The organism is Pseudonocardia sp. DSM 110487 (assembly GCF_019468565.1).
In the GTDB taxonomy this organism is placed as follows: Bacteria; Actinomycetota; Actinomycetes; order Mycobacteriales; family Pseudonocardiaceae; genus Pseudonocardia.
Genome location: NZ_CP080521.1, coordinates 9015423 through 9035171, shown reverse-complemented (window position 1 = coordinate 9035171; position 19749 = coordinate 9015423). Strand labels below are relative to the sequence as shown.

Here is a 19749-nt window from a genome sequence, read left to right as displayed (position 1 = left end):
CGGCAATGAGGGTAGCGACCCGGGTGGATCACCCGTCCGCGGCTCCCCGATCGGAGGTGTATGCCCCGATCGGAGCAGTGAAGCGCGCCCAGATACCCCAAGGTAGGGGCGTGTTCTAGCGTGGCCGGATGCCTGCGCCCTTGACCGTCGACACCATCCGCGACGCCCCGAAGGTGCTCCTGCACGACCATCTCGACGGCGGGCTGCGGCCCGCCACGGTCATCGAGCTCGCCGATGCGGCCGGCTACCGCGACCTGCCGTCCATGGATTCGGACGAGCTGGGCGGGTGGTTCCTCGCCGCGGCCCACTCCGGGTCGCTGGTGCGCTACCTGGAGACGTTCGGGCACACGGTCGGCGTGATGCAGACGGCGGACGCGCTGGTCCGGGTGGCGGCCGAGTGCGCGGAGGACCTCGCGGCCGACGGCGTCGTGTACGCGGAGGTCCGGTTCGCCCCCGAGCTGCACGTCGAGGCGGGCCTGGAGCTGGACGCCGTGGTGGAGGCGGTGCTCGAGGGGTTCAAGGTGGGCGCGGCGCGCGCCGCGGAGCACGGCAGGCGCATCCGGGTGGGCTGTCTGCTCACGGCCATGCGGCACGCGGCGCGCTCGCGTGAGATCGCGGAGCTGGCGGTGCGCTACCGCGACCTGGGTGTCGTCGGGTTCGACATCGCGGGTGCCGAGGCCGGGTTCCCGCCCACACGCCACCTGGACGCGTTCGAGTACATGCGTCAGCAGAACGCGCACTTCACGATCCACGCGGGTGAGGCATTCGGGTTGCCCTCGATCTGGGAGGCGCTGCAGTGGTGCGGTGCCGACCGCCTCGGACACGGCGTCCGGATCGTCGACGACATCACCCTGGGTGCCGACGGAACCCCTCGATTGGGTCTTCTCGCCGCCTATGTGCGTGACAAGAGGATCCCACTCGAAATGTGCCCCACGTCGAACGTGCACACCGGTGCGGCGAAATCACTGGGGGACCACCCGATCGGGCTGCTGACCCAGTTGCGGTTCCGGGTCACCGTCAACACCGACAACCGGCTGATGTCCGACGTGTCGATGACGAGTGAGATGACCGCGCTCGCCGACACCTTCGGTTACGGGTGGGCCGATCTGCAGTGGTTCACCGTGAACGCCATGAAGTCGGCCTTCATCGGTTTCGACGAGCGGCTCGCACTGATCAACGAGGTGATCAAGCCCGGCTACGCCGCGCTCATGGCCTGACCGGGTCGACCGAGAAGGCCTTGGCGACGTCGTCGAGCACCGTGTGCGCGCCCTGGAGCCCCACGGCGCTCATCCACGTCAGGTCGTCGACCACGTGCTGGGCGCCGGTGAGCCTGCTCCACAGCGGGTTGCTGGTGAACTGGGCCTTCGGCCCGGTGGCCGTGGGGTCGGCCCACGTCGCGACGAAGATCTGGTCGGCGTCGAGGTCGAGGATGCGTTCCTGGGAGACGTCCACCGCGATCTTGTCGGTGGTGGGCTGGGTGGCGGGGCGCGGGAACCCCACGTCGCGCAGCACGATCCCGGCGTAGGACTTCTCGCTGTAGAGGCGCACGGTGTCCTCGCCCGCGAAGCGGACGATCGAGACGGTGGGTAGCGTGCCGCCGGACTTGGCGGCGATCTCCCGGCCGATCGCGGCGGCCCGCTGCTCGTACTCGTTGATCTTGGCCTCCGCGAGCTGCTCCTTGCCCAGCGCCTGCCCCGTGAGGCGGAGGTTCTCCTTCCACGTGGGTCCCGTCGTCTCGCTGAAGACGGTGGGCGCGATCTGGGAGAGCTGTGCGTACTGCGCCTCGTGTCGCACCTTGGCCGACAGAATGAGGTCGGGCTTCAGCGCGGCGATCTGCTCGAGGCTCGGCTTCTCGAGCTCGCCGACCGAGATGGCCTCCGTGCCGTAGGTCGCGGCGAGCGGGCCGAGGTACTCCGGGAGCCCGCCCTCGATCGCGCGGTAGGTGGTGTAGCCGACGAGCGGGGTCTCCAGCGTCAGCACCGCGTCGACGAAGCTCTGATCGAGCGCGACCACCCGCTTCGGCTGGGCCGGGATCGCCGTCTCGCCCATGGCGTGCGTGACGACCCGGAACGGCGCCTGCGCCGGTGCGGTTTCCGGGGCGGAGCCGCACGCGGTGACGAGGGTGAGCAACGCGCCGAGCGCGATCGTGGGGAGGAGCTTCACCGGCTGATGTTAGCCTGCCCTAATGGCCGTCATGCGACGGACAGGGTGCGGATCCGCGGCCACAGCCGTGCCCAGGGCTCCTTCCGGCCGGTGCACAGCCACACGCTCGCGTCCTGTCCGCCGTCGGCCACCAGTCGCACGTCCGAGAAGTACGGCCGCAGCTCGTCGGGATCGCCGCCGACGAACAGCACCGTGATGTCATCCTCGGGCGGGGGCGGGAACCAGCCGTAGCCGCGGCTGCCGCTGTAGGCCTGGGGGAGGCCGTAATGCAGCGAGTAGCCGTCGAGGTAGGCGGCGATGATGTAGGACTCGCCCATGAGCGCGGTGTGTTCCCGCGTCTCGGGCGGCAGTGCCTGGTACGCGGTGGCGGCGCGCCGCGCGATCGTCTCGCCGATGTCGTCCGACGTGGCCGTGATCGTCGTTGCGGAGAAGAGGAGGAGCCCGCCCGCCGCAGCGGCGCTCAACGCGGTGGCGGGCCACGCCACCCAGCTGAACCGACGCCGACCCGCCTCGCGGCGGTGCTGCAGGCCGAGTGCGCCCGCCGCGGCGACGATCCCGTACAGCCCGCCCAGGTAGTAAGGACGGCCCGGAGCCACGACGAAGACGGCGTACAGCACGAGGAACGTCACGGCGAGGAAGCGGTACGGGCGCATCTCATCGGCGCGCAGCAGCACCCACAGGCCGTATGGCAGGAGCGCGGTGCCTGCCACCCCGGCGCTGATGATCAGCGTCACCGCGGCGCCGGTGACCAACACACCTGCCACCGCGGACCCGGCCCTCGCCCCCACCGGCTCGGGGAGCGGACTGCGCGGCCTGCGGGAGCGGGTGGCGATCATCGGCGGGACCCTGCAGGCCGGGCCAAGTCCCGACGGCGGGTTCGCGGTCCGGGCCGAACTCCCGGTGACCCGATGAAGGAGAACGCGATGGCGGTCCGCGTGCTGGTGGTCGACGACGAGCCGATGGTGTGCGCCCACCTGCGCACGATCCTCGGCGCCGCCGACGGGATCGAGGTCGTCGCCACCGCGGCCGACGGTGCCGAGGCCGTCGAGGCCGTCGTGCTGCACGAACCGGACGTCGTCCTGATGGACCTGCGGATGCCAGGGGTGGACGGGATCGCCGCGACCGCGCGGATCGTCGAGCTGCCCTCCTCGCCGCCGGTCGTCGCGCTCACCACCTTCGACGGCGACGAGCACGTGCACAGGGCACTGCGCGCCGGGGCGGCGGGCTACCTGCTCAAGTCCACGCCCCCGGACGAGCTGGCCACACTGGTGCGGGTGGCGGCGCAGGGCCACACGGTGCTGGCGCGGTCGGCGGCGCGCCACCTCGTGGACCGGGCCGGCGGCGCGCACGTGGCCCGCCGCCGCGCGGTGGCCCGGCTCGCCCGGCTGACCGACCGGGAACGCGACGTCGTGGCCCTGCTGGGCGAGGGGTGCTCCAACGCCGAGGTGGCACGGCGGCTGCACCTCACCGAGGCGACGGTGAAGGGCTACGTCTCCAACGCACTGGACAAACTCGGGTGCACCAACCGCACGCAGCTGGGCCTCCTGGCCAGGGAGGCCGACCTGGGCTCGTGACCCACGCATGCTAGCGCTAGCGCTAGCATGGAACCGTGCCCGCCATCCACATCCGCAACGTGCCGGAGTCCATGCTCTCCGCCTTGCGCGAACGCGCCGAGGCGCACGGACGGTCGATGCAGCAGGAGGTACTGGCGATCCTCGACGCCGCAACCACGGAACCCATCCCGCGTCAGGCGCCCAGCCCGATTCAGCTGGTCACGGCACGAACGTCCTCGAGCACGACGTGGCGGCGGGAGGACATCTATGACGACGAAGGTCGCTGATCGCGTCGTTCTCGACACCAATGTTCTTCTCACCGCAACCGACGCCGGACGTGCCGAGTACGCGAAGGCGCGCGAGGCCTTGGACGAATGGCCGGCCCGCGGGACGACGCTTTACACCAGCGGACAGATTCTGCGGGAGTACCTGTCGGTCGCTACTCGTCCCGAGGAACGGAACGGGCTGGGCCTGAGCCAGCAGGACTCCGTCGCCAACGCGCGGGCGCTCTGCGGGCGGCTGCGTCTGCTCGACGAGAACGAGAAGGTCAACGCCCGGCTCCTCGCGCTGCTCGACGACATCGGTTGCGGCGGGAAGCAGGTGCACGACGCGAACATCGTTGCGACGATGCTCGTGCACGGCGTCGACACGCTCGTCACCGGGAGCGTCGAGGACTTCACCAGGTTCGAGAGGCTGATCACCGTCCGCAAACTCTGACCGGTGCCGGCCTCGCGGATCTCCCGCACGTCGAGTAGCGCCGCCGGCCCTACTCGACCACCGGGTGAGTCAGTGGGTGCGGAAGCGGTTCGTCACGTCCTCGATCAGCTCGCGGAACTTCGCCGCTTCGGTGTCGAACGGCGGGCTGGGCTGGAGGCGGGTCGGGTCGGGTTTGGTGATGAACGAGACGAGCCAGCCGAGCGACTGCGACTCGGCGAGCGCGCGGCGGGCCTCGTCGTCGTCCGCCCAGTCACCGACGTCGAGCAGCAGCTCGGTGGCCAGCTCCAGCTGGGAGGGGTCGACAGCCATCGGGCCCTCGGCGAGGTCGTCGGGCAGCCCGGTGAGGGTATAGGCGTTCAGTTCGTCGACCCGGACCTCCAGCTCGCCCACCCCGGCTCGCTCGACGATCTCCGTCCAGGTGGACGCCGCGGCCAGGTCGTGCCCGGCTGCGCCGTCCTCGCCGAGCCAGCGGGCCAGCGCCCGCTCGCTGCGGAAGACGTCGATCTGCCCGTCGGACCCGAGGAAGACGGCCTTGTCGTCGAGGTAGCAGCGCAGGGTGAAGTGGTCGCCGTCCCGCGTGCTGATCCGGACGGGGTCGATCCCGACCTCCTCCCAGAAGCCGCGCTCCTCGTCCTCGTCCTCGTCCGCCGCGCCGTCCTCGTCGGCCTCGGTGACCGTGGGCTCGTCGGTGTCCTCGACGACCACGACCTCCTTCTCGGCGGCGGCGAGCGCGGCGGCGTCGACCTCCGGGGTGTCGACGATGTCGTCGAGCGCATCGATGACCTCGTCCCAGCGCTCCGCGATCGTCTCGACCATCTGCGTCCACAGCCGCTGGCCCTCGCGTCCGGCGAAGGGCAGCGCGCCCTGGCGCAGGAGTCCGAACGCGGGCGCGGCCCCCAGCACGTCGGTGACCGCGTCCAGCTCGCAGACCTCGGCGATCGAGCGGATCATCTCCGTGATCTCGGCGAGCTCGCCGACGGTCCAGGTGTCGGGGTCCTCCGCGACGATCTCGGGGACACCGACGATGTCGTACCGCTGGGTCTCGTCGGGGGTCAGCTCCGGCACCGTGAGGTCGGGCACCACGGACCACGCCGGATGGTCGATCAGGTCGTGTTCGTCGACCGTGCGGACGAACGCCGCGAGCTGGGTGACCTCCGGGAAGGCGAACAACGCGTCGTCGTCGCCGAGGAAGGCCTCCCACTCCTCGCCGTCCTCCCGCCACCGCGGGGCCCACAGCGTGACGAGGTCGCCCGCCGTGAGCGAGAGCTGGATCGGGACGATGTCGCTGGCCACGGCCAAAGCCTAGGCCGTGCCCTGTCGGCCCCTGATCGCGGTCTTCGCGCCCAGGCGGTCCCTGGCTGCGTTGTCGGCGAACCCGAGTACGTCCAGTACGCGAGTCCGCCTCCGCCTTGCCAGGAACCGCCTGGACACGAAGCCCATCGACCCGGGGCCGACAGGGCACGGCCAGAGGTATCTATCAGCGTCCGACCGGGTGCCACACTGTCTTGATCTCGGTCCAGGCGCGCAGCCGCACAAGATCGGGTTCGCGGGTCGGGTCGGGCTCGACGGCCGGGCGCGGGAGCACGCGCTTGACGCCATCGGCCGCGGCACGTTCCAGGTCGGCGGCCAGCTCGGCGGGGGCGCCCGCCAGGTCGAGCGCCTGCACCTCGCCGTGTGCGGCGAGCCACGGCGCGAGCTCGGCGGTGCGTCCGGTGAGCACATTCGCCACCCCGCCGGGCACGTCGGATGTGGCGAGCACCTCGGCCAGCTCCACCGCGGGCAGCGGCCGGCGCTCGGACGCCACGACGACCGCCGTGCATCCGGTGGCGAGCACCGGCGCGAGCACGTCGACCAGTCCCAGCAGCGACGAGGACTGCGGCGCGAGCACCCCCACCACACCGGTTGGCTCCGGGGTGGACCAGTTCACCAGCGGCCCGGCCACCGGGTTCACCGAGCCGAGCACGGAGACGATCTTGTCGGTCCAGCCGGCGTACCAGACCCAGCGGTCGATCGCGGCGTCCACGAGCGCCGTGGCCTGCCCCTTGCGCACGCCCTCGGCGACCACAACGTCGTCGACGAACTGCGGGCGGCGGCCCTGCAGCATCTCGGCGACCCGGTAGAGCACCTGGCCGCGGTTGTAGGCGGTGGCGCCGGACCAGCCGGGGAACGCCGCGCGCGCGGCGCTCACCGCGTCGCGCACGTCCTTGCGGGACGCGAGTGCGGCGTGGGCGAGCAGCGTGCCGTCGGCGCCGGTGACCGGGTAGCTGCGGCCCGACTCCGAGCGCGGGAAGGCGCCGCCGACGTACAGCTTGTAGGTCTTGGCGACGGCGAGCCGCTCGGTGGACGTCACGAGGCGCAGGCTACGCGGGGAGGTCGAGCCGGACCAGCTGCGCGCGCGAGGCCACCCCGAGCTTGGGGAACGCCTTGTAGAGGTGGTAGCCGACGGTGCGAGGGGAGAGGAAGAGCTGTGCGCCGATGTCGCGGTTGGACAGTCCCGCCGCGGCGAGCCGGACGACCTGCAGCTCCTGCGGCGTGAGCTCGGCGAGCTGGTCGGGGGCGGGGCCGGTCATGGTCGACGTCGAGCGGGTCTCGCCCGTGGCGCGCAGCTCGGCGCGCGCTCGCTCGGCCCACGGTGTGGCACCCAGCTCCGCGAAGGCGTCGGCGGCCGCCCGCAGCGGGCCGCGCGCCTCGCTCCGGCGCCGTGCGCGGCGCAGCCACTCGCCGTGCAGGAGATCGGTGCGGGCGCGTTCGAACGGGTGCGTGCCGTCCATCCGGTGCAACGCCGTGGCCTCTGCGAAGAGCTCCGCCGCGGCGTCCTCCGATGCGACGAGGGCCTGGCAGCGCCGCGCGATCGCGCGCGTCCACGCCTGCCCTGTGTGCTCGGCCCACCGCGCGTACCGGTCCGCGGCGCGTCGGGCGTCCGCGGTCCGCCCGGCCCGGGCCGCTGCCTCCACTTGGTCGGACAGCCCGCGCCACCACCCGCGGGACGTCGCCGCGTCCCCGAGCCGGTCCGCTGCGGCGTCGAACCGGCCGAGGCCGAGGTCGAGCAGCCCGCGGGCCGACCCGGTGATCCCGACCGAGCGCGCGGTGGGCCGCCGCCCGTGCAGCTCGCCGAGGGCCGCAGCGAACCGCATCTCGTCCCCGCGCGCCGCCGCGATGTGGGCCAGCACGCCGGCCAGCTGGTCGACGACCTGGTGCTGGCCGACGTCGCGGGCAATGCAGAGGCCGTCGGTGGCCGCGGCTGCGGCGTCGCGCCAATGGCCGAGGTGCCAGCGGCTCGTCGCGAGAGCGGCGAGCACGCGGGGCAGCGCACCGAGCGCGCCGGTGGAGCGGGCCTCCCGCTCCGCGGTCGCCGCGAGTGCGAGTGCCATCGTGTCGTCCCCCGCCACCAGGTACCAGGCGGCGAGGCTCGAGGTGGCGCGCGGATCACCCACGCCCTCGCACTCGGACATCCCGGCGAGTGCGGCGGCGGCCGTGGGCAGAGGAGCGTCCGGGTCGTCGGGGAGCTGGGCCGCGGCGAGCGTGGCGTGCGCGCGGATGTGGTCCGCCCCCGGCAGCCCGAGCTCGCCCGCGGCGTCGGACACCTGCTCCACCATGCCGCGGTCACGGGCCGACCACCCGGCCTCGACCGCCCACAGCAACATCTCGCCCGCCAGGTCTGGGGCCGCGCGGGCGGCGGGTCCGACGGCTTCCAGGAGCAACCGGTGGGTCTCGGCGACGTCGCCCTCCTCGTCGGCGAGCCGCGCCCGCACCAGGGCGAGCCGCGCTCGCAGCTGAGGCTGATCGGTGACCGGCTCCGTGCACCCGGCCAGCTGGGCCGCCCACTCCCGGTGCCCGGCCTCGGCCGCCGCCTCCGCGGCCGCCACCATGCGCCGCGCCCGTTCCTCGCCGAAGGGGCTGAGCGCGGCGGCGCGTTCGAACGCCGCGGCGACCGTCTCGTGGCTCCCGCGCTCGCGGGCCCGCAGCGCGCTCTGTTCCAGCGCCGCGGCCACCGCCTCGTCCGGGCCGAGGCTCGACGCCGCCAGGTGCCAGTTGCGCCGGTCCTCCTCGTTCCGCCCGTTGAGCACCTCGGCCAGCGCCTGGTGCGCGGCCCGCTTCGCCGGCATGGTCGCCGCGCCGTAGACGGCGGTGCGGATCAGGGGGTGGTGGAACCCCATGCACCCCTCGGCGAACATCAGCAGCCGCTCCCGTTCGAGGACCTCCAGGTCGGCCGGTCCGGCCCCGAGCCGCTCGGCCGCGGCGAGCACGACCCGGGTGTCGCAGGTCCCGTCGGCGGCGGCCACGAGGAGCGCGGTCCGGGCGGCCGCAGGCAGCGCGACGATGCGCGCCGCGAACTCCTCCTCGACCGCGCTGTGCGTCGGCGCGGTCCCGCCGCGGCCCGCGTCGGGCGGGGCGAGCGGGTAGACCGGCGCCCGGCCGGCCCGGTGGGCAGCGGGGAGCTCGTGCAGGGCGAGCGGGTTGCCGGCGGCCTCGCGCAGGAGCTGGTCGCGCACCGGGCGGGGCAGGTCGCCCGCCTCGGCGTCCAGCACATGGCGCGCGCTCTCGTCGTCCAGCCGGGGAAGATCGAGCGATGCCACACCGGGCGCCGGGAACTCAGGGGCCAGCCCGGTGCGCGCGGCGAAGAGCAGCACCACGGACTCGCTGCCCAGCCTGCGCGCCGCGAACAGGAGCGCCTGCGCGGAAGCGCGGTCGACCCAGTGCGCGTCGTCGAGCACGCACAGCACCGGGCGTTCGGCGGCCAGCTCGGCGAGCAGGCTGAGCACCGCGAGCCCGACGAGGAAGCGGTCCGGCGGCGGCCCGGCGGCCCGGCCGAGCGCGACGCGCAGCGCGCCCGCCTGCACGTCGGGCAGCCGGTCGAGCGCCTCACAGGTATCGGCGAACAGGGCGTGCAGCGCCGCGAACGGCAGCTCCATCTCCGTCTCGACGCCGGTCTCGACCAGCACTCGCATGTCCGCGGCCTGTCTCGCCACCTCCGTGAGCAGGGCCGACTTGCCGATCCCGGCCTCGCCACGCACCACGAGGGCTGCACTGCGTCCGCCACGGGCGTCCGCGAGCAGGGTGTTCACGGCTGCCAGCTCGGCCTCCCGGCCGTGCAGCGGCTCCGGCGCCCAAGTCACGATCGCCGGACCGGGACGAGCAGGACCAGCAGCCCTGCCGCGACGGCCACCGTGATCATGATGACGCCGCTGCGGAAGCCCGCGATGCCGCCGCCCGCGAGCGTCCAGGCGAGCGCGGACGCCGAGGGCGCCACCGTCATCGCGATCGTCCGGACCGTCATGCCGACGCCGCCAGCCACGCCTTCCGAGCCCACCGGTGCCGCCGCGAGCATCGCGGCGTTGACCGCCGGGTTGAAGAGGGCGGCCCCGACACCGAGCACGGCGAGCCGCCACGCCATGTCGACGAGGCCTGCGTCGCCGTCGAGCGTCAGCATCAGGAGCATCGCGACGAGCGACACCGCGCTGCCGACGGTCGCCAACACCCGGTTCCCGAACCGGTCGGCCAGCGCGCCGGCCGCCAGCGAGAGCGGGGCCATCGCCCCCACGAAGAACAGCAGCGCGACGCCCGTGACGTCCGGGCCGGCGCGAAGCACGTCGGCGACGAAGTACGGCAGCAGGAACGCGACCAGCCCTCCCGTGAACGTGATCGCCAGCAGGGCGAGCATCGTGATTCCGAAGGAGCGGTGCCGCACCAGCGCGAGCACCGGGCGCGACGCGGAGAGGCGCGACCACCACACCGCCAGCCCGATCGCGGCCACGGCCAGCGCGGCGGCGACGAGCGGGTGCCCGTCCACCTGCTCGAAGGCGAGCAGCATCACGGCCACCGCCCCGCCCAGCAGCAGCGCCTCGCGCAGGAGGGCCGCCCCTGGCCGTGGCAGGCCCCGGTCCGGGAGCCGCGTGATCGTGCGCAGCCCCACCCAGAGCACCGCGGCCACGACCGGCAGCTTGACCAGGAACACCGCGCGCCAGCCGAGGACGTCGGCGATGAGACCGCCGAGCGGGACACCGGCCATCGCGCCCACCGTCATGATCGTGATGACGAAGCCGATCGCCCGGCCGCGCTGAGCGGGCAGCACGCTCGTGGTGATGATCGGCATGTAGACCGCGACGATCAGCGCTCCCGCCGCGCCCTGCAGCAGCCGCCCGACCACGACCAGCCAGAAGGCCGGTGCCAGGCCCACGAGCACGCTCGCGAGCGCGATCCCCGTCATCGAGAGTGCGAACGCCGCACGCACGTCCGCACCGTCGGCCCACCGCCCGGCCGGGATCGCGAGGGCGGCCATCGGCAGCGCGTACGCGAGCAGCACCCATGCCGTCGCCGACGGCGAGACCGCCAGTTCGGCGCCGATCCCGGGCAGCGTCACCGCCGCAATGGTCATCTCCGACGTGACCACCAGCATCGCGAGTCCGAGCGCCGCGACCGGCGCCCACTTCGTGCGCGGGGGCGTTGCCGCCTCTGTGGTCATGATCGTCCTACCTCTCGCCGTGTCTCGAAACGACGCTAAGAGTTGAAGTGAGGTCGAGGTCAAGACGCGACGTACGGGCGCGTCGACCGGGCTTCGCGCAGGGCGTGGGCCCACCACGCGAGCTGGTCGAGCATCGACTTCGCCGCCGCGGCGCACTCCGCCGGATCCACCGGACGCGCGTCCGGCCCGAACCGGTCCCACGCGCCGTGGAAGCTGACGGTGTCGCGCACGGTCACGGCGTGCAGCTCGGCGAGGACGCCCCGCAGGTGCTCCACGGCCCGCAGGCCGCCGGACATCCCGCCGTAGGACACGAACCCGACCGGCTTCGCCTGCCACTCGGTGAAGTGCCAGTCGATCAGTGTCTTCACCGGCGCGGGGTAGCTGTGGTTGTACTCCGGCGTGACCAGCACGAATGCGTCCGCGGCCGCCAGCCGGGGCGTCACGGCCGTGACCGCATGGGGCGCAGGCGACCCGTAACCGGTGAGCCGGTCCGGCAGGGCGGCCTCTGAAAGGTCAAGCACGTCGATGTCGAGGTCGGCCCGCCCGCGGGCCTGCTCGACGAACCAGTTCCCGACGGTCGGGCCGAACCGGCCCTCCCGCGTGCTGGCGATGACGACGACCAGCCGCAGTGGCATCGCGTCCATCGGTTGCTCCTCTCGTCGATCGGACGTGATCGACGCTAGGAACGGGAGGGGCCTCCTCGAATCCGTCAGGTGACCGGACTTGTCCCCACGTGCAGGGTCAGGTCTCGCGGCCGGCGACCTGGATCTGCCAGGGGCCTAGTGGCCTGCCTGGACCGAGTTCGGTCTCGTTGGCGCTCAGGTTGACCACAACCACGCCGTCGTCGGCGCGGAAGGCGAGCAGGTCGGGCCGGGAGGGGGAGCGTCCGATCTCGACGCCGCCTGCGGCGAGGCGCGGTACCAGGAACTGCCAGGCCTGGGTGAGGGGGAGGGGTTGTCCGCCGTCCTTCTTGGTGGCGTCGGTCCACAGGGCGGCGGATCCGAGGTCGTGTTCCTGCGGGCCCCACAGCAGGGCGCCTGCGGTGCCGGACTCGGCCATGGCGGCGATCGCGGCGAGGTTCACCGCGGCGTTGACCGGGCTGCCGCCGGCGTCGTCCTCACCGGCGGGGACCTCGGGGTAGTACTCGGCCCACCAGATCGGCAGCGGGCTGCGTTGTTTGAGCCAGGCGGCCAGGTCGGCGAACTTGCGGGCGCCATCCAGGGGGGCGGGGCCGTCCTGGTCGCGTTTGTTGGTGGCGGTGTCGACGGCGAGGAAGTCGGCGCCGATGTTGTTCTGCAGCCAGTAGTCGATGACGTCGAGGGTGCGTTGGTCGGCGGCGCCCCATGGGCCGGTGACGGTGGTGGAGGTGTCCTGGGCGCCGGGGTCGAGGCCGATGAGCACGACGTAGGGGCCGCCGACCTGGATGTCGGGGCGGACGTCCTTCACGGCGCGGTAGACCTGGTTGTAGAGCTCGGTGTAGCCCTCGTAGTCCCAGCGCTTCTTGGCCTCGTCCCAGAAGCCTTTCATCTCGTTCCACACCATCACGCGCTCGACCTGCGGGTAGCGCTTGACGGTCTCGGCGGCGAGGCGGGCGAAGTCGCCGAAGTGTTCGGGTCTGGGTGCTTCTTCCAGCTCGTCCCAGTCGGTTTCGCCCTCTTTGCCGCCCTTCATCCAGTCCGGGGAGCAGCACAGTGTGAGCATGGTGCGCTGGCCGGTCTCCTCGGTGAGCTTCATCCGCCCGTCGAGGGTGTCCCAGTCGTACTCGCCGGGTTCGGGTTCGGGGTTGTCGGTGCCGAAGCCCATGAGGTGGTGGTTCTGCCAGATCGCGCTGTCGGCGGCCAGGATGTCCATCCCGCGCCGGCGGGCCTCGGCGGGCTCGCTGTCGTCGAGGCTCTTCTGGGTGTGGGTGACGCCCAGCTCGAGCGCGGCCTGCTGCTTGGTCCACGTCCAGTCGCCCTCGAGCTCGATGGGCGTCAGCGTCTCGTTCGGTGGTGTCGGCGACCCAACTGGGTCTGTGGAGCAGGCGACCAGCGCCGCGGTGAGCACCGCCAGCACGGCGGCGAAGGGGTGGGGAGCGCGCACGGGTACCTCGGCGTTCGGTTCGGGAAGAACCCCCGGACGTTCGCAGGCCGGGCCTGTGGCCAGCCTGAGAAGGCTGTGGATCTACTGAGACCGCACGGCGGCCGATCCGGTGCCGGCCATCGGTCCAGGTAGGAGCCAGGCGCCGAGACCCACGGCGACCACGATGGTCGCCATCGCGGTGAAGGCCACGTCGAAGGCGAGGCCGGTCGGGGCGGACGCGACGGCGACCAGGACCGCGAGACCTACCGCCCCGCCGATCTGCTTGGCCGTGTTCATCAAGCCGGACGCGGCCCCGGCATCGTCGCGGCGCACGCCGGAGGTGACGGTGGCGGTGATAGGGGTGTTGAGCAGCCCGCCGCCGACGGAGATGAGGATCGCCGGGCCGAAGATCTCCTCCAGGTATCCGCCGTCGAGCTGGACCGCGTTCAGGCCCTGCCACCCGAAGCCCAGCGCAGCGATGACGGCGCCGAGTGTGATGACGGCGCGGGCGTCGAACCCGTCCATCAGCGCTGGGGCGAGCCGGGCCCCGACGGCCATGGTGATCAGCGTGTGCGGGAGGAAGCCCAGCCCGGTCTGCAGCGGGGTGTAGCCCATCCCGTTCTGCATGAGAAAGGCCAGGAAGAACCACATCGGCATGAGGCACGCGGCGGAGAGGACGACGAGCGCGTTGCCGGTGGAGACCGCGCCTGCTCTCAGCAGCCGCAGCGGGAGCAGTGGGTTGGGGGTGAACCGGGCTTCGAAGGCCACGAACCCCGCGAGCGCGACGGCCCCGACGCCCACGGCGGCGAGGGTGGTGGGATCGGCCCAGCCGCGCTGGTGGGATTCGGCGATGGCGTAGGTGAGTGCGGTGAGGCCGAGCACCCCGGAAATCGCGCCGGGGAGATCGAGTCGGATGTCGGTCCCTCTGGCGGGCTCGTCGCGCGGCCTGCGCAGTGCGATCGCGATGGCTGCCGCACCGATCGGCACGTTGATCAGCAGGATCCACCGCCACGACAGGAACTGGGTGACGGCGCCGCCGAGCAGGTTCCCACCGGTCCCGCCCGCGAGGCCGACGGCGGTCCACCATGCGATGGCTCGGACGCGCTGTGGCCCCTCGGGGAACGTGGTGGTGAGCAGGGTGAGGGTCGCAGGGGCGAGCACGGCCGCACCGAGCCCTTGAATGGCGCGTGCCGTGACGAGCAGGGTGGCTGAGCCGGCGAGCCCTCCGACGAGGCTGGCCGCCGCGAACACCGCCAGGCCGGCCACCACCACGTTGCGGAGCCCGTAGATGTCGGCGAGGCGCCCGCCGAACAGGAGGAATCCGGCGAAGGCGAGGCCGTAGCCGGCTGCGCGACTGCGGCAGGACTATGCGCAGCTGAACGCCCGCCTGCGCGACATCCTCGCTCGCGAGATCGAGTCGGGCGCGATCACCACCGACGAGCGGCCCGAACACGTCGCAGGCCGCCTCGTCGCCTTCGTGGAGGGGCTCGCGTACCACGTCCTGATCGGCACCCACCCCGCCGACGTGGCCCGTCGCCAGGTCCTGGACTCCGTCGACGGGCTTTACGACTCGAGGTAGGACTTCAGATCGGAGCGGTCGGCGTCCTTCTCGTCGGTGATCACGTAGAAGACCATGCCCGCGTCGGAGACGTCCCCGTTGCCGACCACGTCGAGCCGGGAGTACAGCCATTCCCAGTTCTGGTCGTCGCTGTCTTTGAGGAAGTCCCAGAAGTCCATGTCGACCGGTCCGAGCCCGGAGTTCTGGTCCGGGATCTCCACCCGCTCGCAGCCCAGGTCGATCAGGTCCTCGTAGTCGTGGCCGTCGTGTTCGTCCTTGGCGTGGGTCTGGTTGAAGCTGTCCTCGCCGTGGGTGATGCATTCGACGTTCTTGCGGGCCTCCGGGTCGGCGGCGTCGAGCGCCATCCACACCGTCTCGATCGGGCCGGCGAGGACGATCGAGAGCTGGTCGTCCGGCGTGGAGGCGTTGATCTCCTCCACCAGGTTCTCGGTGCCGGCCTTCAGCTGCGCCGGGTCGGTGTCGTCGAAGAACCGGGACATGTCGAACCCGAAGCGCTTGCCACCCTCCTGCACGCTCTCGGTCATGTTCTCGAGGTGCTCATCGGAGGAGTCCCAGATGTGGTTGTTGTAGTCGTAGTGCACGAGGTTGGCCTGCAGGTTGCGGTGCGCGAGGATCGCCAGCGCCATCGGGGCCGACGCCCAGTCGTCGTTGTCGTGCTGGTTGCCGTCGGCCGACATGGCGATGCGACCCACCTCGGGATCGAGTGGGCTCGTCGTCTCGGGCGCCAGCGTGCCGCACGCCGTGAGCAGGGCGGTCGCCGCGAGCGCAGCCAGGATGTTTCGGGTCAACTTTCCGCACCTTTCTGTGCCCCGCGGCGGTGGAGAAGGATCACGGCGGCGGCCACGCTCTGGGCCGACAGCCACGCCCACCCCACTCCTACGATGCCCACCGCCGGGACCAGGATGATCGTGGCGACGATGACCACCGCGCTGATCGCGGCCGGGAGCCCGAACTGCACCGCTCGCAGGCGGCGGACTCGGGCTTCCCAGAGCGCGGAGTTCGTGACGACGTTCGGGATCGCGGACAGCGCCAGCAGGGCGAGCACGATGGCACCGCCGTCCGCGTACCTGCTCCCGAACACCGACAGGATGAAATAGGACCCGATGGCCACGACGACGGACGCGGGGAGGACGAGGGTCATCGCCTTGCGATCCATGCCGCGCCGGGCCCGCTGGATAGCGGCGCTGTCGCCCGCGGCGGAGTGCGCGACCATCGACTTGCCCATGGCCGACGCGACCAGGTAGAGCGCGTACGTGATCTGCCACGACACCCCGTAGACGGCAGCACCCTCCGGCCCGGCGATGGCGATCACGATGAGCGGGAGCCCGAAGACGGCCGTCTGCCAGGCCACGTTCCCCGCGTAGTCCACACCGATGAATCCGGCGAGGTCACGCCCGGTCACCGGCTGAGTCGCGTGCTGCGCAGGGACCGCCTGCGTGCGTAGAGCGTGGGCCAGGTAGCTGACGACCACGACCACGACCAGCAGCGTGGCCGCCACCGTGCCGAGCGCGATGCCGCTGATCAGCCCGAGCCAGGCGGCCACCACGAGCAGACCGATCTTCAGCACGGCGAACACGACGTTCTCCACCAGCACCAGGCCGGCCCGTCTGATCGCGGTGAGCGCGGAGTCCTGCAGGACGAACACGGTCCAGACCGGCACGCTGATCACGTAGAAGGCGATCAGGGCCGGGTGCCCGAACGCGGCTACGAGATCAGGCGCCCAGATGTTCGCTCCGATCCCGAACCCGAGCCCGACCACCGCTCCCCACCCGAGGCCGACGGCGAAGCAGCGGGCGATGATCGCGCGGCGCCGCTCGGCCACGGGCACGAAGCGCAGCAGCGCGTTGCCCATGTTCAGGTGGGACGCCGACGCAAGCAGCGTCACCGCCGACAGCGCGGCCGAGTTCACTCCCACGGTGGGCTGGTCGAACAACCGTGCCGCAAGCACCCAGAACAACATCCCGATGGCCGACGACACACCGGCGCTGAGCACGAGCGCCATCCCGTCGCGATGCTGGGGTGCACGCCAGCTGTCGGCACTTCCACGACCGCGTCCCCTCTCGGGGGCCGGCGTGTCGAGGTCAGACGTCGCGCGCGAATTCAGCTCGGAGCTCCCGGTCGATCGCGACCCGCCGTCCGTCATCGGGCCGCCCTCAGACATGCCGACATGCTGGATCGTGCCTCCTCGAGAGCGGGGTACCCGTGCCGATCCATCGACGATCGTCGGCCGCCGGGGAGTTGCTGACACGCCACGGCGGCAGCGGCACGGACGGGATCATGCGCGACCAACGCTGAGCCGGTGCTGAGAGTCAGGGTTGGCTTTGCCGCGACCGGGTTGACTCTCACCGTCCGGAAGAGTGGGAATCACTTCCGGCGGGGGACACTAGGGGGCGCCCGCGAGGTTTCCGGCGAGTGCGGCGTGACGGGCCCGGCTCGGCTCGTTCATCCCCGTGATCGTGGCGGTCTTGCCACGAGATGCGTACTTGGCGGTGATGGCGTCGAGCGCGGCGACGGTGGAGGCATCCCAGATGTGCGCGGCGGAGAGGTCGATCACGACCGTGTCGGGGTCGCCGGCGTAGTCGAACCGGAAGACGAGGTCGTTGCTGGAGGCGAAGAACAGCTGTCCACTGACCCGGTAGATCTTCGTCGCACCCTCCGGTTCGAGCACCCCGGTGACGTCGACGACGTGTGCCACCCGGCGGGCGAAGAGCACCATCGCGACGAGGACGCCGACGCCGACGCCGTAGGCCAGGTTGTGCGTGGCCACCGTGACCCCGACGGTCGAAAGCATCACCGTCGTCTCGCTCTTCGGCATGCGTCTCAGGGTGCGCAGGCTGTGCCAGTCGAACGTCCCGACCGACACCATGATCATCACAGCGACGAGCGCGGCCATCGGGATCAGACCGACGAGGTCGCCCAGCGCGACGACCAGGATGAGCAGGAACACGCCGGCGAGGAACGTGGACAGCCGGGTGCGGGCACCGGACGCCTTCACGTTGATCATCGTCTGGCCGATCATCGCGCAGCCGCCCATGCCGCCGAAGAACCCGGTGACGATGTTGGCCACGCCCTGGCCCCAGGACTCGCGAGTCTTGTTCGAGTGGGTGTCGGTGATGTCGTCCACCAGCTTCGCGGTCATCAGGGACTCGATCAGCCCGACGAGGGCCAACGCCAGCGCGTACGGCGCGATGGTGTTCAGCGTCTCCCACGTCAGAGGCACCGACGGCAGCGCGAGTACCGGCAGGCTGTCCGGCAGGGCGCCCTGGTCGCCCACGGTCGGCACGGCGACGCCGGCGGCCACGGTGAAGACGGTCAGGACGGTGATCGCCACCAGTGGTGCGGGTACCGCTCGGGTGAGCCGGGGGAGTCCGATGATCACCACCAGTCCAGCGACCACTAGTCCGTAGACCGCCCATGGCACGTCGACGAGGTGCGGGACCTGGGAGAGGAAGATCAGGATCGCGAGCGCGTTGACGAACCCGACCATGACGCTGCGGGGCAGGAAGCGCATCAGCCTGGCGACGCCCGCCGCGGCGAGCAGTACCTGGAACACGCCGCCGAGCACCACGGCGGCGAGCAGGTACTCGAGGCCGTGTTCCCGCGCGAGCGGGGCGACGACGAGCGCGATTGCCCCCGTTGCTGCGCTGATCATGGCCGGCCGCCCGCCGGTGATGGAGATCGTCACCGCCATCGTGAACGACGCGAAGAGGCCGGCCCGGGGGTCGACGCCCGCGACGAGGGAGAAGGCGATCGCCTCGGGGATCAGAGCCAGCGCGACGACGAGCCCGGCGAGCACCTCGGTGCGCAGGACGCGGGGTGAGGAGAGCCAGTCAGGGCGGGAGGGGCGAAATGAGCGCAGAGCAGGGCGGGACATCGCTACTTTCTGCAGAAGGCGAGAGAGCGGGAGCCACGCGCGTCGGGGCTCGACCGCGTGCAACCTACCGTGACGAAAGGGAGGGTTGTGGGCGTGTGAGCGCAGCGACATTCGAGCGCGGGGACAGGCCGACGCGCTTCGCGGCATCACCGATCTGCAACACCCGTCAGCCGCTTCCCGTCTCCGCGGCCAGAGCTAGGCTGGCTGGGTTGCGGGGAAGCGAAAGGCCAGCCGCCCCGGCATGGCGAACAGCCATGTACCGCCCGCCCTCACGAGCAGCCAGCGCGTCGTCAGGGACAGCCCGACCAGCGCGATCGTGATCACGACCGGGAGTGCGTACGCCACCGCTTGAGGGGCGTCGAGGGAGCGGATTCCCGTGACGATCACCGCCAGCCACAACATGTGGATCAGGTAGATCGACAGCGTCCGGCGGCCGAGGGCGACCAACGGGCGTCCGATCCCGTACCGGCTGATCCACGCCGCGAACAGGACGCCGAACACAACGGCGGCGCAGTTGAGCGCCCATGCCACACCAGGCACCGTGCGCACGCCGAGCGCGACCGCCGCACCAGCCGCTGCGACGCAGACCACCGCTGCCGCCACGACCTTCAGCAGGCTGCTCGCCCGCGCCAGGCCCTCGATCAGGTGCTTTCCGTGCCAGCCGAGGAGGAAGAAGAACAGGAAGCGGCATATGGCGACCCACCGCGAGTCGATATCGAGCAGCCCGGCGCCGGCGAGCGCGGACAGCGCCCCCGACGCGGCCAGCTGCACCGCAACGGGCACCCGCCGCAGTAGCTTGCCGAGCACCGAGAACAGTGCGAGCGCGTAGAGGAACCACATGCTCGGCCCGGGCAGCAGCAACGCCAAGATCACATTCAGCGGGTTGGCCGAGTCGTCCGGGTCGATCCCGGACGGCACCAGCGTGGCGAAGAACGTGAACCGGATCAGCGTCCACAGCAGGTACAGCCAGAGGAAGAACGCCACCCGCTTGTGCAGCAGCGTCCGCCAGGGCGCGGCGAGCGGGCCCGCGACGAACAGGCCTGACGCCAGGAAGAACAGGGGCATGCGCAGCGACGCGAGTGCCTCGTTGCCGGCCACGACGGGGGCCGGAGCAAGTCCCGATGTGTCGAGGAAGTACACGGTGTGGTGGAACACCACGAGCACGATCGACAACCCCTTGGCGGCGTCGACCCACGCCAACCGAGAGGCCGTCTCCGTCGAGGAGGGCACCACTGCCGCTTGCGTCATCTTCCCCCGTCCGACCGTGATCGCGAGTGCATGCGCGCCACGACCGATCGGAACGTGCGGCGGCGCTGAACGTCGGTACGACGGTCGCATC

At 71.7% G+C, this 19749-nt stretch carries 18 protein-coding genes and 1 pseudogene; 6 read left to right on the top strand and 13 right to left on the bottom strand.

Going from position 1 to position 19749, the window contains the following annotated elements:
* Positions 1-128: 128 nt before the first annotated feature.
* A complete protein-coding gene (locus K1T35_RS42435) occupies positions 129-1217 on the top strand; it encodes an adenosine deaminase (protein WP_220257302.1) in 1089 nt (362 codons plus the stop codon).
* Here the strand turns inward: K1T35_RS42435 and K1T35_RS42430 are convergent.
* Both K1T35_RS42430 and K1T35_RS42425 read right to left on the bottom strand, forming a co-directional pair.
* On the bottom strand, positions 1207-2163 hold the full coding sequence (locus K1T35_RS42430; RefSeq protein WP_220257301.1) for an ABC transporter substrate-binding protein: 957 nt from the start codon (positions 2161-2163) through the stop codon (positions 1207-1209). The two genes, K1T35_RS42435 and K1T35_RS42430, sit on opposite strands and share 11 nt — an antisense overlap.
* 29 nt (positions 2164-2192) lie before the next feature.
* Complete coding sequence (locus K1T35_RS42425; RefSeq protein WP_220257300.1) at positions 2193-2918, bottom strand: hypothetical protein; 726 nt, start codon at positions 2916-2918, stop codon at positions 2193-2195.
* Here K1T35_RS42425 and K1T35_RS42420 point away from each other — a divergent pair.
* The 4 genes from K1T35_RS42420 to K1T35_RS42405 are packed head-to-tail and all read left to right on the top strand — an operon-like array spanning position 2908 to position 4433.
* Positions 2908-3075 carry a hypothetical protein gene (locus tag K1T35_RS42420; RefSeq protein ID WP_220257299.1) on the top strand — a complete coding sequence of 56 codons (168 nt, stop codon included), beginning with the start codon at positions 2908-2910 and terminating at the stop codon, positions 3073-3075. The two genes, K1T35_RS42425 and K1T35_RS42420, sit on opposite strands and share 11 nt — an antisense overlap.
* Positions 3072-3737, top strand: a complete 666-nt coding sequence (locus K1T35_RS42415) for a response regulator transcription factor (protein ID WP_255621297.1) — start codon at positions 3072-3074, stop codon at positions 3735-3737. The genes K1T35_RS42420 and K1T35_RS42415 overlap by 4 nt, the downstream gene beginning before the upstream one ends.
* Before the next feature lie 35 nt (positions 3738-3772).
* Positions 3773-4003: an Arc family DNA-binding protein gene (locus tag K1T35_RS42410; RefSeq protein ID WP_220257298.1), complete on the top strand. Its 231-nt coding sequence runs from the start codon at positions 3773-3775 to the stop codon at positions 4001-4003.
* The gene (locus K1T35_RS42405; protein ID WP_220257297.1) at positions 3984-4433 is read left to right on the top strand and encodes a PIN domain-containing protein; all 450 of its coding nucleotides are present in this window, start codon (positions 3984-3986) and stop codon (positions 4431-4433) included. The genes K1T35_RS42410 and K1T35_RS42405 overlap by 20 nt, the downstream gene beginning before the upstream one ends.
* Positions 4434-4502: 69 nt before the next feature.
* On the opposite strand, the gene K1T35_RS42400 is transcribed toward K1T35_RS42405, so the two are convergent.
* The 7 genes and pseudogenes from K1T35_RS42400 to K1T35_RS42370 form a co-directional block, all read right to left on the bottom strand.
* A complete protein-coding gene (locus tag K1T35_RS42400) occupies positions 4503-5726 on the bottom strand; it encodes a primosomal protein (protein WP_220257296.1) in 1224 nt (407 codons plus the stop codon).
* 184 nt (positions 5727-5910) lie between these two features.
* Complete coding sequence (locus K1T35_RS42395; RefSeq protein ID WP_220257295.1) at positions 5911-6783, bottom strand: aldehyde dehydrogenase family protein; 873 nt, start codon at positions 6781-6783, stop codon at positions 5911-5913.
* Positions 6784-6793: 10 nt separating this feature from the next.
* Entirely contained in the window at positions 6794-9550 is a 2757-nt protein-coding gene (locus tag K1T35_RS42390; RefSeq protein WP_255621296.1) for a LuxR family transcriptional regulator, read from the bottom strand.
* Positions 9547-10896 carry an MFS transporter gene (locus tag K1T35_RS42385; protein WP_220257294.1) on the bottom strand — a complete coding sequence of 450 codons (1350 nt, stop codon included), beginning with the start codon at positions 10894-10896 and terminating at the stop codon, positions 9547-9549. Before K1T35_RS42385 ends, K1T35_RS42390 begins: the two co-directional genes overlap by 4 nt.
* Positions 10897-10955: 59 nt before the next feature.
* Positions 10956-11540 carry an NADPH-dependent FMN reductase gene (locus K1T35_RS42380; protein WP_220257293.1) on the bottom strand — a complete coding sequence of 195 codons (585 nt, stop codon included), beginning with the start codon at positions 11538-11540 and terminating at the stop codon, positions 10956-10958.
* Between the two features lie 97 nt (positions 11541-11637).
* A complete protein-coding gene (locus tag K1T35_RS42375; RefSeq protein WP_220257292.1) occupies positions 11638-12978 on the bottom strand; it encodes a hypothetical protein in 1341 nt (446 codons plus the stop codon).
* Between the two features lie 81 nt (positions 12979-13059).
* Positions 13060-14292: pseudogene (locus K1T35_RS42370) on the bottom strand (MFS transporter); the annotation flags it as partial.
* Between the two features lie 19 nt (positions 14293-14311).
* On the opposite strand from K1T35_RS42370, the gene K1T35_RS49955 reads away from it, so the two are divergent.
* On the top strand, positions 14312-14536 hold the full coding sequence (locus K1T35_RS49955; RefSeq protein ID WP_220263209.1) for a TetR family transcriptional regulator C-terminal domain-containing protein: 225 nt from the start codon (positions 14312-14314) through the stop codon (positions 14534-14536).
* On the opposite strand, the gene K1T35_RS42360 is transcribed toward K1T35_RS49955, so the two are convergent.
* From K1T35_RS42360 to K1T35_RS42345, 4 genes are all read right to left on the bottom strand, one after another.
* Entirely contained in the window at positions 14521-15324 is an 804-nt protein-coding gene (locus K1T35_RS42360) for a hypothetical protein (protein ID WP_220257291.1), read from the bottom strand. The two genes, K1T35_RS49955 and K1T35_RS42360, sit on opposite strands and share 16 nt — an antisense overlap.
* Positions 15321-16538 (bottom strand): lipopolysaccharide biosynthesis protein, encoded by a 1218-nt coding sequence (locus tag K1T35_RS42355; RefSeq protein WP_220257290.1) that lies wholly within the window; start codon positions 16536-16538, stop codon positions 15321-15323. The genes K1T35_RS42360 and K1T35_RS42355 overlap by 4 nt, the downstream gene beginning before the upstream one ends.
* 381 nt (positions 16539-16919) lie before the next feature.
* Positions 16920-18410 carry a SulP family inorganic anion transporter gene (locus tag K1T35_RS42350; RefSeq protein ID WP_220257289.1) on the bottom strand — a complete coding sequence of 497 codons (1491 nt, stop codon included), beginning with the start codon at positions 18408-18410 and terminating at the stop codon, positions 16920-16922.
* Positions 18411-18605: 195 nt separating this feature from the next.
* Positions 18606-19658: an acyltransferase family protein gene (locus K1T35_RS42345; protein ID WP_220257288.1), complete on the bottom strand. Its 1053-nt coding sequence runs from the start codon at positions 19656-19658 to the stop codon at positions 18606-18608.
* Positions 19659-19749: the final 91 nt, after the last annotated feature.

What these genes read in the sequence shown, in the direction of transcription:
- K1T35_RS42380 (WP_220257293.1), bottom strand. Translation starts at nt 11,540, where the DNA reads ATGGACGCGATGCCACTGCGGCTGGTCGTCGTCATCGCCAGCACGCGG.
- K1T35_RS42415 (WP_255621297.1), top strand. Translation starts at nt 3,072, where the DNA reads ATGAAGGAGAACGCGATGGCGGTCCGCGTGCTGGTGGTCGACGACGAG.
- K1T35_RS42405 (WP_220257297.1), top strand. Translation starts at nt 3,984, where the DNA reads ATGACGACGAAGGTCGCTGATCGCGTCGTTCTCGACACCAATGTTCTT.
- K1T35_RS42355 (WP_220257290.1), bottom strand. Translation starts at nt 16,538, where the DNA reads ATGGCGCTCGTGCTCAGCGCCGGTGTGTCGTCGGCCATCGGGATGTTG.
- K1T35_RS42345 (WP_220257288.1), bottom strand. Translation starts at nt 19,658, where the DNA reads ATGACGCAAGCGGCAGTGGTGCCCTCCTCGACGGAGACGGCCTCTCGG.
- K1T35_RS42435 (WP_220257302.1), top strand. Translation starts at nt 129, where the DNA reads ATGCCTGCGCCCTTGACCGTCGACACCATCCGCGACGCCCCGAAGGTG.
- K1T35_RS42350 (WP_220257289.1), bottom strand. Translation starts at nt 18,410, where the DNA reads ATGTCCCGCCCTGCTCTGCGCTCATTTCGCCCCTCCCGCCCTGACTGG.
- K1T35_RS42385 (WP_220257294.1), bottom strand. Translation starts at nt 10,896, where the DNA reads ATGACCACAGAGGCGGCAACGCCCCCGCGCACGAAGTGGGCGCCGGTC.